The organism is Lacticaseibacillus sp. 22 (genome assembly GCF_055413445.1).
Window position 1 is genome coordinate 193,396 of sequence record NZ_JBVAYD010000001.1, and the last position, 13,773, is coordinate 207,168.

General features: G+C 49.0%; 17 protein-coding genes and 1 other annotated feature (1 of these 18 only partly in view). Of the genes, 1 reads left to right on the plus strand and 16 read right to left on the minus strand.

The window, feature by feature from the left end; genetic code table 11:
• Nucleotides 1-43: 43 nt before the first annotated feature.
• Nucleotides 44-1,003, minus strand: coding sequence for a sensor histidine kinase (locus tag ACWP87_RS00855; protein ID WP_005687514.1), 960 nt, complete (start codon nt 1,001-1,003; stop codon nt 44-46).
• Complete coding sequence (locus ACWP87_RS00860) at nt 996-1,691, minus strand: response regulator transcription factor (RefSeq protein ID WP_014569644.1); 696 nt, start codon at nt 1,689-1,691, stop codon at nt 996-998. Before ACWP87_RS00860 ends, ACWP87_RS00855 begins: the two co-directional genes overlap by 8 nt.
• A gap of 97 nt (nt 1,692-1,788) precedes the next feature.
• On the opposite strand from ACWP87_RS00860, the gene ACWP87_RS00865 reads away from it, so the two are divergent.
• Nucleotides 1,789-3,003: an MFS transporter gene (locus ACWP87_RS00865; protein WP_005687510.1), complete on the plus strand. Its 1,215-nt coding sequence runs from the start codon at nt 1,789-1,791 to the stop codon at nt 3,001-3,003.
• Nucleotides 3,004-3,082: 79 nt separating this feature from the next.
• On the opposite strand, the gene ACWP87_RS00870 is transcribed toward ACWP87_RS00865, so the two are convergent.
• From ACWP87_RS00870 to ACWP87_RS00935, 14 genes are all read right to left on the minus strand, one after another.
• Entirely contained in the window at nt 3,083-3,478 is a 396-nt protein-coding gene (locus ACWP87_RS00870; protein ID WP_005687508.1) for a GNAT family N-acetyltransferase, read from the minus strand.
• A 3-nt stretch (nt 3,479-3,481) separates the two neighbouring features.
• Nucleotides 3,482-3,880 carry a GNAT family N-acetyltransferase gene (locus tag ACWP87_RS00875; RefSeq protein ID WP_005687506.1) on the minus strand — a complete coding sequence of 133 codons (399 nt, stop codon included), beginning with the start codon at nt 3,878-3,880 and terminating at the stop codon, nt 3,482-3,484.
• A gap of 131 nt (nt 3,881-4,011) precedes the next feature.
• Entirely contained in the window at nt 4,012-4,647 is a 636-nt protein-coding gene (locus ACWP87_RS00880) for a nitroreductase family protein (RefSeq protein ID WP_005687504.1), read from the minus strand.
• Between the two features lie 108 nt (nt 4,648-4,755).
• On the minus strand, nt 4,756-5,565 hold the full coding sequence (locus tag ACWP87_RS00885) for a fumarylacetoacetate hydrolase family protein (protein WP_005687502.1): 810 nt from the start codon (nt 5,563-5,565) through the stop codon (nt 4,756-4,758).
• A gap of 70 nt (nt 5,566-5,635) precedes the next feature.
• Nucleotides 5,636-6,742, minus strand: a complete 1,107-nt coding sequence (gene hisC / locus ACWP87_RS00890) for a histidinol-phosphate transaminase (protein WP_005687500.1) — start codon at nt 6,740-6,742, stop codon at nt 5,636-5,638.
• A 72-nt stretch (nt 6,743-6,814) separates the two neighbouring features.
• A complete protein-coding gene (gene hisE, locus ACWP87_RS00895; RefSeq protein WP_005687498.1) occupies nt 6,815-7,147 on the minus strand; it encodes a phosphoribosyl-ATP diphosphatase in 333 nt (110 codons plus the stop codon).
• A complete protein-coding gene (gene hisI / locus ACWP87_RS00900; protein ID WP_005687495.1) occupies nt 7,144-7,476 on the minus strand; it encodes a phosphoribosyl-AMP cyclohydrolase in 333 nt (110 codons plus the stop codon). The genes hisE and hisI overlap by 4 nt, the downstream gene beginning before the upstream one ends.
• A complete protein-coding gene (gene hisF, locus ACWP87_RS00905; protein WP_005687493.1) occupies nt 7,473-8,231 on the minus strand; it encodes an imidazole glycerol phosphate synthase subunit HisF in 759 nt (252 codons plus the stop codon). Before hisF ends, hisI begins: the two co-directional genes overlap by 4 nt.
• The gene (locus ACWP87_RS00910) at nt 8,200-8,949 is read right to left on the minus strand and encodes a 1-(5-phosphoribosyl)-5-[(5-phosphoribosylamino)methylideneamino] imidazole-4-carboxamide isomerase (protein ID WP_005687491.1); all 750 of its coding nucleotides are present in this window, start codon (nt 8,947-8,949) and stop codon (nt 8,200-8,202) included. The genes hisF and ACWP87_RS00910 overlap by 32 nt, the downstream gene beginning before the upstream one ends.
• Nucleotides 8,927-9,553, minus strand: a complete 627-nt coding sequence (gene hisH, locus ACWP87_RS00915) for an imidazole glycerol phosphate synthase subunit HisH (protein ID WP_005687489.1) — start codon at nt 9,551-9,553, stop codon at nt 8,927-8,929. The genes ACWP87_RS00910 and hisH overlap by 23 nt, the downstream gene beginning before the upstream one ends.
• Entirely contained in the window at nt 9,550-10,137 is a 588-nt protein-coding gene (gene hisB, locus ACWP87_RS00920; RefSeq protein WP_005687487.1) for an imidazoleglycerol-phosphate dehydratase HisB, read from the minus strand. The genes hisH and hisB overlap by 4 nt, the downstream gene beginning before the upstream one ends.
• A gap of 295 nt (nt 10,138-10,432) precedes the next feature.
• Entirely contained in the window at nt 10,433-11,713 is a 1,281-nt protein-coding gene (hisD, locus tag ACWP87_RS00925) for a histidinol dehydrogenase (RefSeq protein ID WP_014569645.1), read from the minus strand.
• 1 nt (nt 11,714) lies between these two features.
• Nucleotides 11,715-12,344 (minus strand): ATP phosphoribosyltransferase, encoded by a 630-nt coding sequence (gene hisG, locus ACWP87_RS00930; protein WP_005687483.1) that lies wholly within the window; start codon nt 12,342-12,344, stop codon nt 11,715-11,717.
• Nucleotides 12,341-13,489 carry an ATP phosphoribosyltransferase regulatory subunit gene (locus ACWP87_RS00935; protein ID WP_005687481.1) on the minus strand — a complete coding sequence of 383 codons (1,149 nt, stop codon included), beginning with the start codon at nt 13,487-13,489 and terminating at the stop codon, nt 12,341-12,343. Before ACWP87_RS00935 ends, hisG begins: the two co-directional genes overlap by 4 nt.
• Nucleotides 13,490-13,609: 120 nt before the next feature.
• Nucleotides 13,610-13,773, minus strand: a binding site (T-box leader); it runs 90 nt beyond the window's last position.

The window sequence follows — 13,773 nt, forward strand, 5'->3', positions numbered from 1 at the left end:
TACTTACAGTCAGCGTGCGTTGCTTACAAGCTGGTAAGGTGGCTTACTCGGCTAGCCAGCGCGTTTGCGGGAAGTGAATGGCAAAGGTGCTGCCGACACCGACTTTTGATGAAACGGTCAGGTGTAACCCTAGCTTTTGGGCAATTTGCCGGCTTAAAAACAGACCTAAGCCACTTGCCTTTTGATTGGCGCGACCGTTGTATCCGGAATAGCCTTGTTCAAAAATCCGCGGTAGATCTTCTGGCAGGATGCCGATACCGGTGTCAGCCACCAGCACGGCATCGCCCTTGGCATAAATCCGGATGCTCCCATGCGGGGTATATTTGATGGCATTGGTTAGTAATTGCTCGAAAATAAATCGCAGCCACTGACTATCACTCACCACAGTTGGCAAAGTTTCTACCGTGACCGTTAAGTCTTTGGCAATAAACAATTTCGCTAAATCCCGCACGGTTTCGTTAACAAGCGGTTTTAGTGGTAATTCGGTTAACACCAAATCGGTATTCAGTGTGGTCAGTTTGAGGTAATTCAGCATCACGGTCAGATAACGGTTGATTTTACCAACTTCAAGCCGCGCATCGCTGGCATTGACAGGTTCAACCTGTAATAAGAGATCCAGTGCAGTCAGCGGTGTTTTAATTTGATGGGTCCACAGTTGCAAGGTATCGACCGTTTCTTGTTCCTGATCACGATACGTGTCATGATTTTGACGCAAGGCCTGTTGCAGCATTTGGATTTTTTGAAAATAAACCTGCCCAAGCGGATCGGAAATTTGATCAGCCGCAAGCAGTGTGACATCGCCTTGGAGCTGTGACCATTCACGGCGAAATCGCCAAAAATCGCAGCCGCCGATCACAAGTAACGGAATCAGTGCAAAAAACCAGCTGTTTAACGCGACTTCAAGCGAGGCGTTAATCAGCCAGTTTGCTAACAGACTGGCAACCAGTAAGATGAGTAAACTCAGCCAAACCATCCAGCGGGCGCGCAAAAAAGCTTTAATCATGGCCGCCCTCCTTATTCGCCAAACGGTAGCCTTTTCCTTTGACGGTTTCGATCAGTTGGTTGAGTCCTACCGGGGCGACTTTTTTGCGTAACCGATTCATGTTCACTGCCAAGGCGTTGCGGTCAATGAACTCATCGCCTTCCCATAACTTCTCGATCATCGCTTCTCGGGTGACCACTTCACCATCGGCACCAAATAACAGGCTTAATAACTTGGTCTCTGTCGGGGTGAGGTCAATCACTTGAGTCGGCGAGCGTAGTTGGTTGTCGGTCGGGACCAGCGTAAACTCACCGTGATTTAAATTGGTATCGGTTTGCTGGTATTGGTAGGTTCGCCGCAACATCCCCTGAATCTTCGCCAATAAAACCGGTAGCTCGATCGGCTTAGCTAAAAAGTCGTCCGCACCGAGATTCATCGCCATCACCAGATTCATATCATCCCCGGAACTGGTCAGGAAGATAACCGGGACCTTGCTATGTTTGCGCAATTCGCTCAGCCAGTGGAAGCCATTAAAATACGGTAGGCTAATATCCATAATCACCAGATCCGGTGCGGCGGCGCGAATTTCAGCGTCCACCTGATCGAATTTTTGGACCAATTCAACCGTAAATGCCCACCGATTAAGGTAGTTACCAATTGTCTTTGCAATCACATCGTCGTCTTCAACAATAAAAATCTTTTGCGGCATGTTTGTTATGCTCCCCTCGTGGTGATTCGTGGGCTTTTTAAGTCAATTGCTTTAAACTAAAGTCAGCTTCTATTTTAACTGATTTCAGGTGTTAAAAGTGAGACAAGCCAAAATTGGGTGGCAGGGGCAAACTGCCGCCTTTCTCTTAAGTCAAAATTTATTTGTTTTTGGAACGTCCACCGTCTTTTTTGCGGTGCTCTGGGATATTGCGCTAAAAACCTCTTCCGGCGCGTGGATGACCTATGTTTCGTTAGCAACCGCCCTGCCAGCTATTTTAATTTCGCTTTCAGCAGGCGTCTTGGCGGATCGCTACAATCGTAAATGGCTGATTGTGATTTCTGCAGTCGGCGTCACCGTTTTGACCCTCGCAGTAGCTTATGTGTTTGCGTTTGTGACGCAGGAGCTATGGTTGTTACTGGTCATCGCGGTGATTCGCAGTTTGGGGAATGGTCTGGAGAATCCGGCGGCTAACGCGTTATTGCCGCAGTTGGTACCGGAAAAGCAACTGACGCGGGTGAATGGATATAATCAAATGTTGATGGCGGCTATGCTCGTGATTTCCCCGCTGCTGGCCGGGTATATTTTGAGCGATCTGGGGATTTTTTGGATCTTTGTCATCGATGCGCTCACAGCGGTACTGGCAGTGTTGTGCTTAGGGATTGTTCACGTGCCAACACCGGTCACCAATCCGGATCAAACAACCAAGCAGCAAAATGGCATTGTTGCCGGATTGCGCTACGTGGGTCACACGCCGGTATTGCTGGCATTTATGCTCTTCACCGGACTGGCGTTTATTTTAATTGCCCCTTCTTCCCAATTATCGACATTATACGTCAATCGCACATTCGGTTCGGAGGTCTGGCATCTGACGTTTAACGAGTGGTCATGGACAATTGGTGCCGGGTTAGGCGGTTTGTTCATTGCACGGCAAAAAAAGTTTCGGGATCAGCTTGGTTTGATTGCGCTTGGCTTTGCGGGCAGCGGAATTGCATTTGCCGAAATGGGTTTGAAACAGCCGTTTATAACTTATTTGCTATTTATGTTTGTCTCAGGAATCTTTTATCCGCTGATTCAGGCCGGGCAAACTATCTACTTGCAGGAAAATGTGCCTGCGGATAAACTCGGACGGGTCTTTTCGCTGTGGGCGATTTTGTCGACCGGAATTTATCCGTTAGCCATGTTGGGTTACGGACCGCTGGCAGATCGTGTGCCGATCGGATGGATTTTCATTGTGACCGGTTTGTTGTTAATCGTTGTCGCTTATGGGTTCTGGCGGCGGCTTAAGCATCTGAATGGGTCATCAAATAAGTAGCATCTCTTATTGAAAAAAGAACGCTATCACGGTGCAGTCCACAACTACTGCCACCGTGATAGCGTTCTTTTCTGACGGATTAAAACTGCCGTTGAACTTTGAAAGCCGTCGGAACAGGTTTAAAGTCGACTTTGGGATAAAACTGCATGGCTGCTGGGGCCGATAGCAACATGATTGAAATGTTGGGTCCCTGGATGGTATGCAGTGTTTGCAATAGTGCCTTGCCCACACCTTGATGCTGGTGGCTTTTGACAACAGCTAGCTCGGAAACAAACGTGCAATAGGACTTGTCAGACACACCACGTAAAACGCCGATTAACTGGTGATCATCCCATGCGGTGAGCAACACATTTGCGTTATTAAGCATTCGCTGCATGCGCGCACGATCTTCAGTCGGCCGGTGAATACCGGATGCATCTAAAACGGCAATAAACTGCGAGGCCGAGATCGGCTGATTATTTTCAATATGTAACAAGGCTTATCCCTCCCGACCGATACGAAACATGTTGTCAGCGTGTGGCAAATTAATGCGTTCATAGAAACCTACTGCGCTGTCAGCCGCGCGCAATGATAAAGTAACCCTTGGGCCAATGTAAGCTTGTAACGTCGCGATCAATTGCCGCCCAATTTGGTGGCCTTCATAAGCGGGCAGAATTAAAATGTCACTCAGATAGCAACAGTACTCAAAGTCGGTCAGACAGCGTGCAAAGCCAATGAGATGCTCATCGTCCCAGACACTCAAGACCAGTTGGGTTTCATCAATCATCACTTGTAGACGGGCAGCATCATCGATGGGCTTGTCAAAATGCGTTTGCTGATAAAGATCATGAACTTGTTGAACCGTTAAGGGTGCGTTTACTTTGATGGTGTACGACACAACATCAGCTCCTTTATAAGTTTGTCAACGGTCAGGTTACCAAAAAGACCGAGCAGCACTCGGTCAAGGTTCATTATGAAAATCATATGGCAGGCACGTTTTTCAAAGTAAATAGTGATGTCATTGACGATTTATTTGAAAACAGTGACTTTGCTTGCCGGAATGCGATAAAGCGAGTCCGGTGCATTCTTGGGTTTGCCAATCGCAATCAGCAAGGTTGGCATGAAGTGGGCCGGATCCAAGTCAAGTGCCGGCAGAATCTTTTCGTGATCAAAGCCTGTCATCGGGCCGGTTTCATAGCCATAAGCGCGGGCGGCCAACATCAGCGACATCGCGGCCAGACTACTGTTTTGAATGATGAATTCCCGCAATGCTTGTTTGTCCTGCTTGAAATCAGCCACCAAGTGATCAATCATCGGCTTTTGGTGTTCCACTGCCCGGTCAGTCAACAATCCGGCCGTTGCCGCGCGTTTGAACAAATCGTCTTCAAATGGTCCAAGGTCTAATTCGCCGCCGATAAGCACGACCGCCGATGCAGATAAGATTTCCGGTGCATTGGTACCGGCGACACTGGCAATTTTTTCCTTGGCGGCATTATTTTGGGCGACCACGAACCGGGTTGGCTGCATGTTCAAGGCACTCGGCGCTTTGGTTGCGTAAGTAATAATTTGCAGCAGTTCCCCTTTACTGATGGTGATTTCAGGATCAAATTCACGGGCAGTATGACGCTTCATGACAACTTCATCAAAGTTATTGTTTTCCAACATCAAATTCACCTCTTAGATTTTTTAGACATCTTCAGGATACGCTATATGGTGGCGTTTTCCTAGTTGTTTTTAAAATGGTATAGGTTTTGATGGTTGGAATCGGTTGTCTTAGTTTTGCGGTGTTGGCATTGTCAGGTTCAATGCCCCTAACTGTGAAATGGCAGCCGTCACGTGATCACCCGGTTGCAAAAAGATTTGCGGGTCACGGCCCACGCCTGTTCCACTCGGTGTACCGGTAAAGATAAGATCTCCGGGTTGTAGCGCCACAATCCCGGCGAGATAGTGAATTAAAGCAGGCACTTTAAAAATCAATTGATCAAGTTTGGCTTGTTGCATGATATGCCCATTTACGGTGGTCGTGATTTGTAATTGGTCGAGGTTTGTGATGGCATCTGTTGACGTCACCCAGGGACCAATGGGTGAGTAGTTTTGGAAAGACTTGGCTAGCGAAAATTGCGGTTCGGCATTGGCAAACTGTACGGCACGATCGCTGAAGTCTTCGCCAACCAAAAATCCGGCGACATGCTTAAGTGCATCAGCCTCGGCAATATTGCGGCCACCTTTACCGATTAACACGACTAATTCGGTTTCCCAATCGGTTTTGGGCCCATGGATAGGTACCGTACTTGTCGGACCGGTCAGCGAGCTACTGAATTTAGTGAAGACGCTCGGAACTTCGGGTAACTTGATGTGAATCTCTTGCGAATGATCAAGAAAATTCATTCCGATAGCAAAAATCTGGGAACTAGCAGCTACCGGCGCCTCTAATTGTTCCGGTTTAAAGTTAATTTCAGAACCGAATGTTAAGGTGTCGCGGTGGGTTAAAGCTGTCAAAACATCGGCAGCATTGGTAATGGGTTGCGCTGTTGATGCAGACGTTATCAGATAGGGATGGTTGTTTAATTTGGCAATTTTCAAAATAAATGCTTCCTTTCAGATGAGCCATTAACCACACCTTTAGTTTACGCCTGCATGGTGGCGGTTCCAATCACTTCAGCGCATTTGGCCCAGTGAGTTCTGCCTGAAAAGTTTCAATGATGCGCTGTACCGCCGTGTTTTGTACCTCAGTGCCAAACGTGACGCGCAGCCAGCCGGGTTTTAAGCCATCACGGACAAGAAAACCTTGTTGTAGCAGGCGCTTTTTTAAAGCCGATGCCTGCATTTTTGGGGCCTGAAAGAATTGAAAGTTGGTTTGGCTCCGGGTGTGTGGCAGTCCAGTTTGGGTTAAAAAGCGTTCCCAACTATCGCGCGCTTGCTGCACTCGCTTGCGTGTCATCGCGACAAAATCTTGATCAGCCAAGGCCGCCTGTGCGCTAACTTGGGCAATGCTGCTTAAATTGTAAGGCAGCCGAACGGTTTGCAAGTAGTTAACAAGTTGTTTAGGAAAAACACCGAAGCCGACCCGGAAATTCGCCAGTCCATAGATTTTTGAAAATGTTCGCAGCACGACGAGGTTTGGAAACTTTGATAATAAGCTGATAGCGCTCGTGGCTGGATAGTCATCAGTGAACTCAATATAAGCCTCATCCATTAAAACCAGCACGTCTTTTGGTATCTGTCGCAGCCATTCGGTCAGTGTCGCAATTGACAGCAGCGTGCCCGTGGGGTTATTTGGGTTGCACACCCAAATCAGTTTCGTTTTCGCGGTTAGCGCCTGCGCCATTGCAGATAAATCAAAATTGCCAGTTTCAGTGACGGGCACATCAATCACGGTGGCCCCTTCAATTTGGGCATGCAAGCGGTACTCGGAAAATGTTGGCCATGGTTCAATGACTTCATCCCCCGGGCTCAAAAAAGTGCGGGCAATTAAGGCAATGACTTCATCCAGACCATTGCCAAAAACCAACTGCTCTGCGGCAACGTCTAAATGTTTTGCCACCGCGGTGCGTAGTTGACTGGCATAGCCATCGGGGTAATCACGACTTTGCGTAAAATTCCAGTTGGTCACGGCCTGCTGAACTTTGACGCTGGTACCGAATGGGTTTTCGTTTGCTGACATCCGCACCAGCTGTGGCAAGCCAAGTTCTTCTTTTAATACGGCAAGAGGCTTTTCTGGCGTATAGGGATGAAGTTGATGAATGGTGGGTTTAAACATAAACAACGCCTCCTTGTGATCTTGTTTGGTTTGGCCGAGCTTCAAACGTGAGCGCTGGCTGGCAATCGGTTGTCAATATTTGTTGATTTTATCGCGCTCTTTTAAGCGACTCATTTTTCCTTCACGGCTCGCCAGTTCAGTCGCAATCTGATCAAGGGAGATGCCGCGTTCGACCATGAGTACCAGCACATGATAAGTCAGATCGGCAACTTCGAGTATAAAAGCCGCATCGTCGGGATTTTTGGCTGCAACAATGACCTCGGTGCTTTCCTCCCCGACTTTTTTTAAAATCTTGTCCAATCCTTTGGTGAAAAGATAATCGGTGTATGAGCCTGAAACTGGCTGGCTTTTCCGTGACTGGATGAGATCATATAATTCGGTAATGCTTTGTTTGGCAGCTGTCATTGGGTGCCCTTCCTTTCTGTATACTGACGATAAAAACAACTGGTGTGGCCAGTGTGGCAAGCGGGACCAGCGGGATTGACGGTGATGAGTAAGGTATCCGCATCACAGTCAACGGCGATAGCTTGAACCGTTTGGGTGTTGCCGCTGGTTTCGCCTTTATGCCATAGCATGTTCCGACTGCGCGACCAAAACCAGGTTTCACCGGTGGTCATCGTTTTCTCAAGGCTTTCGGCATTCATATAGGCAACCATTAATACTTGCTTGGTCGTTGCGTCTTGAATGACGGTTGTGATTAAACCGGACGCCTTTTTAAAATCGAGTGGTATCATCGAATCGCCACCTTTGCTTGTTTTAGAACTGTCTTGACTTGCGGTATCGTTAATTCGCCGAAGTGGAAGATTGAAGCAGCGAGTCCCGCAGAAACATTCGTATTACGGAATAAGGCAACAAAGTCATTTGCGGATCCGGCACCGCCGCTTGCAACGACAGGCACCGTAACAATGGAGCTAAGTTGCTGGTAAAGTCGCAGGTCAAATCCTTGCTTGGTCCCATCGGCATCCATTGAGGTGATCAATAGTTCACCGGCCCCGGCCGCAACTGCTTGCTGAGCCCACGTGAGCACTCCTAGATCAACTGGGGTACGCCCGCCGTTAATCATCACCTGATAACGATTCCGGCTAGGTTGCCAACGCGCATCAATCGCGACAACAATCGCTTGACGGCCAAACTTTTCGGCCCCGGCGGTAATTAAATCAGGGTGTTTGACCGCCGCGGAATTTAAGGCAATTTTGTCAGCACCGGCACGCAACAATTGATGCATGTCGGTCACCGAACGGATACCGCCGCCGACCGTTAGCGGCATGAAAACCTGTGTGGCTACCGCAGCGACTGTTTGCGTCATGGTTTGCCGCGCATCGGTGGTGGCGGTGATGTCAAGAAAGACCAATTCATCTGCTCCCTGCGCCTCGTAAGCTTTGGCAATCGCTACCGGGTCGCCGACATCCTTAAGCTGGATAAAATGAACCCCTTTTTTGACGCGTCCTTGGTCAACATCAAGGCATGGAATAATGCGTTTTGTCAGCATCGTTGTCCTCCAATTCTTTAAGTTTGTTCAAGGGAAAACTGCCGGTCTGCCAAGCTTTACCGATAACAGCCGCCTGGATACCGGCTGTTTGCAAGGCTGTCAGATCAGCCAAAGTGTGCACGCCACCACTGGCCACGATATTGACGTTAGGCACGGTTTGATGAAGCATTGCGAGCAATGCCACGTTAGGACCTTTCATCATTCCGTCGCGGCCGATATCGGTTACGATAAAGGTAGTGACGCCGCGCCTGACCATTGCCTGCATTAAATGCGTTGGCGATTGGGTGCTTGTGGTCAGCCACCCATCAGTTGCAACCTTCCCGGCGCGGGCGTCAATACCAACGGCAATTTTATCGGCGCCGAATTTCTGAACGGCCTGTGTTACCAGTTCGGGGTTGGTGACAGCCACTGATCCGAGAATCAAGCGATCGATTCCGGCATTTAGATAGTGATCCATGATAGCTAAGGTACGAATACCGCCACCTAGCTCGATAAAAGCAGGTGTGTGTTGCCGAATCGTGCTAATGACGGCTTGATTGATTGGCTGTTGGGATCGGGCACCGTCGAGATCAACTAAATGCAAGTGTTTAAGACCAGTGGCGGTTAAATTTTTCACCTGAGTCAGCGGGTCGGCAGTCAGACTGACTTGGCGGTAGTCGCCTTGAGTGAGTCTGACACTTTGACCGGCTAATAAATCAATTGCTGGATAGAGTTGCATCAGTCGTCATCTCCTTAAAACGCTGTAATCCGGCAAGCCCTACTGCACCGCTTTTTTCCGGATGAAATTGCGTCCCCAGAATATTCTGGCGCCGGACGATGCTCGTTAGCGGTTGACCGTAGTCGGTGGTTGCCAAAGTGTAGGCGGGTTGGGTCTGGACGTAATACGAGTGGACAAAGTAAGTCGCCTGGTTGGCAAATCCGGCTGCGAAAGGATCAGGTTGGGTGATCGTATTGGTGTTCCACCCCATGTGCGGTGTCGGGAATCCTGCTCGTGGTGGAATTGCGACCACCGTGCCAGGGATGAGGCCCAGTCCCGCTGTTTCCCCGAATTCAAAGCTGCGATCGAATAACAATTGCATTCCCAGGCAAATGCCGAGTAAGGGTTTGCCGGTAGCCGCAAATTGACGGATAACCGGAACCAGGTCGCGTTGGGTCAATGCAGACATGGCGGTTTTAAAAGCTCCCACTCCTGGCAGGATTAAACCGGCTGCAGCCAGAATGACGGCAGGATCAGCTGAAAGTTGGTTGTCAATAGCCAGATAATCAAGCGCTTTTTTGACATTCAACGTGTTGCCCGTATCGTAGTCAACGATCACAATCATGAAATCACTCCTTTGGTTGAGGGAATCCCCTTCACTGCCGGATTCAGCGCCACCGCCGCCTGCATGCTACGGCCCAATGCTTTAAACAACGCTTCAATTTTATGATGCGTATTACGCCCGTATAAAACAGCGGCATGGAGATTGAATTCACCTGCAAAGGCCATAGCCTGGAAAAAATCTTCCGTCACTTCCGTATCAAATCCTCCGAGTCGTTGATTGGTTAATTCAGCATCAAACACAAGATAAGCACGCCCGGAAAGATCCACCACCACGCGGGCAAGGCTTTCATCCATCGGCACAAATGCGTTGCCAAAGCGTTCGATGCCAGCTTTGTCACCCAGCGTTTGTTTAAAGCAACTTCCCAAGACGATGCCTGTATCTTCAATCGTATGATGCGGATCCACGTCTAAATCACCTTGAGCTTTAACGATTAAACCAAAGCGTCCATGTTTAGCAAAAGCATCAAGCATATGATCGAAGAACCCAATGCCGGTATCAATATCAATACCGCTTTGCTGGTCAAGGTTCAAACTAATCGTTATCGCGGTTTCCTTAGTTGTCCGAGTGATCGTTGCTGTACGCATGATAAACCTCCTAGAAAAGTGAGCGCGAGCCGGCGCGGTTAGAAGTCGGAGTGTAAGCGGCCTTGGGCGTGATGGCCCGGTTTTGGCCATTGCGACCAAGGTCCTTACACGCAGACTTCTGCGCCGGGGAGCGCGTTATGGTGAGAGCGCGAGCCAGCGCGGTTAGAAGTCGGAGTGTAAGTGGCCTTAAGCGTGATGGCCGGGCTTTGGCCATTGCGACCAAGGTCCTTATACGCAGGCTTCTGCGTCGGGGGAGCGCGTCCTAAAACATCATTTCAACTCATAAAAACATGCTCTAACGCGTAATCCGTTTCAAAATCGCCTCCGCATGCCCATCCAGTCCTTCAGTTTGTGCCAGCGTCACAATTGCATCTGCTTGAGTTGCCAATGCCGCGGCACTATATTGAATGAATTGAGTACGCTTCACGAAGTCATAAACGCCCAGTGGTGAGAAAAATCGTGCCGATCCGGCTGTTGGAAAAACATGATTTGGCCCGGCAACATAATCGCCAACTGGTTCGGCGGCATTTTCACCTAAGAAAACGGAACCGGCATTGTGAATTTCATTGAGATAAGTGATTGGATTGGGTAATTGAATTTCCAAATGTTCCGGGGCGATGGTATTCATTAAGCAAAATGCAGAAGCTACGTCAGGAACAATCGCGATAAAACCTTGGTTGGTGATCGCTGCTTGTGCAATCGCCTTACGCGGCAAACTTAGCAGTTGTGAGTCAACCGCCTTACTGACGGCATCTGCCAGCGCTGGACTAGTCGTCACCAACATTGCGCGCGCGTTTGGATCGTGCTCTGCTTGTGACAAAAGGTCAGCTGCCACCCGTACCGGATCTGCTGAATCATCAGCAATAATGCCGATTTCGGATGGGCCAGCGATCATATCAATCGCAACATCGCCAAAAACCTGTTTTTTAGCTTCAGCAACGTAGCGATTTCCGGGGCCTAAAATTTTATCGACTTTGGGAATACTTTCAGTGCCATAAGTCAATGCGCCAATCGCTTGGGCACCGCCAACCTGATAAATTTCGTCCACCCCTGCTAGTTTTGCGGCCGCCAATACAGCTGGATTTAAACCTTTTGCTTGTGGCGGCGTTACCATGACGATTTTCTTGACCCCTGCGAGTTTAGCCGGAATTGCGGTCATCAGAATCGTGGAGGGATAAGCCGCGGTGCCGCCTGGGACATACAAACCTACCGCGGCTAGTGGCGTTAGTTTTTGACCACGGATAACACCGGGATATGGGCTATCAATAAAGCCTTGGCTCATTTCTAGCTGGTGAAAACTGGTGATGTTTTTTTTGGCAAGGGTTAATGCTGCCAGTAATTTTGGCGAGAGATCAGCCATTGCGGCATTGATTTGCGCTTGTGGTACGCGGAGGTCGGAGATAGCAACATCATCAAAAGTGGCATTGTAGGCAAGTAAAGCCTTGTCCCCATTTAGTTTGACGTCTGCCAGAATTTTTTGGACGGTGGTCTGCACTGCCGGATTCTGGGCAACGGTTTGCTGGCGGGTGGTCACTTGTTGTTGAAGCTCGGTTAAGGTACCGGTAAGAATTTTCATGTTAAGCCTCCTGAGGACGAACTTGTTGTAGCGACTGAATAAGCTGGTAAATGGCCGGCTTTTTTTGTTTTAATGCTAATCGATTAACCACCAGATGCGTTGAAACGGGCGTTAAAGTAGCAAAAATCTTGAGGTTGTTTTCGCGTAAGGTGGTGCCGGTTTCGGTGATATCGACAATGGCATCTGCCATCCCCGTGAGCGGCGCCAATTCTACCGATCCTTCAATCTTGATAATCTCAACATCTTCACCTTGGTTTTGAAAATAGCGCTGAGCAAGATGGGGGTATTTGGTGGCAATCAGTTTGCGTTTGGTTTTTTGCGGATCAAAGTCGGGTGTTGAAGCCAGGATGAATCGGCACCGGCCGGTTTTAAGATCAAGCATGTCAAACTGCTGATGGCCTTGTTCTTCAAGGACATCTGAACCCACAATCCCGATATCAACGGTTCCGCGATTCAAATAAGTGAGAACGTCCGCGGCTTTGACAAGAATAAAGTGGTAGTCAGGGTTTTCGGTAAAAATCAAACGGCGGCTTTTAGTCGAAAGTGCCTGGCAGTCAATGCCTGCTGCAGTGAGTAATGGCAAAACCTGAGTGGTCGTGCGCCCTTTTGCCAAGGCGATTGTGAGGGTCATTGCATTGCCTCCTTTGGGGATAAATCGATTAATTTGGCGTGATACTTTTGCGCCATCGTCTTGGCTTCAGCAAGCGAATCGACTAGGCAAAGTTGTGCGTGCGGGGTTGTCGCAACGACTGCCGCGGCCTCTTGCCATTGAGACGGACGGCCATAAACCAGTGTGAGGGCCGGTTTGGGATCATCCGGCAAAATATCGGTTAAGGCGTCCACATCAAAGGCCAAGCCGACAGCTGGCAGCAGGTCTTGCTGAAAGCTGGCCAACAGTTGATCATAGCGTCCGCCACTAAACAGATATTGACGACTATCACTGGCGTAGGCGTGGAAAAAGAGCCCGGTGTAGTAAGATTGTGGCGGTTGGCTGGTTAAATCAACGGTTATCGTGACTTGGGGAAATTGATGTTGAAGAAAAGCAACAGTTTGTTGTAATGGCTTTAGGCGACTGTGCAGTAACGTTGGCGGCAACAGTTGGGCAAGCTGAGTGAAAATCGTGGCAGCCTCACCGAACAACCATGGCCATTGCTGCAAGAATGGGTATAACGGTTCCGCACGTAATGGCGCAATGAGTTGTTGATAGGTACTGAGATTCTTTTTGAAAAATGCTGCTTGCAATGCGGATGCTGTCGCTGGATCAAGTGGTAATGCCTGCATGACTTGCGATACGAACTGGACATCAGACAATTCCAAGGTTAGGTCCGTTAATCCCAAGTCTTCACAGATCCGGGTTGCTTCGCTCAAGCAGGCCCATTCGGCTTTTATCGAGGCGTATCCGATTAATTCGATACCGGCTTGTGTCATTTGGTTATAGGTACCACTTAAGCTTTTTCGGACGCGAAAAACGTCTCCCACATACCACCATTGAACAGGAGGCTGAATGCTGGTGGTACTCAGTAAACGCGCTAACGGTAATGTGAGGTCGGGACGCATCACAACCGCCTCTCCGGCATCATCTAACATTTGGTAAGGTTGTTCACCGCGAACCGTCAATGGCTGGAAAACATCACGGTATTCCAATAATGGCGTTTTAACGCGCTCATACCCTGAAGCAATGAATCGGTGGCTCATCATTTGAATGAGATTTTCTTTACGAATCGCCCGGGGACCGAATTCATCGCGGGTGCCGACTGGTAAGTGTCGATTTGACATAGGGTTGCTCCTTCCGTTTGCACGAAGCTGTGGTCATTAAGTGATCGCGTGCACGTTTTGTTGGGAAAAATCGAAACGAATTCAACAAAAAAAACGCCCTCGAAAACGGTTTTTAACGTTTTCGAGGGCGAATCAACTTCGCGGTACCACCTCAATTTGTCTGGACCTTACGACCCAAACCTCATCTACCAATCCCATGTCGGCTTGCGCGAACTGTTATTGGCAGCGGTGATAACGCAACAGGTGCGTGATAGCTTACTCGGTTCGGCTATCAAGTTCTTAGA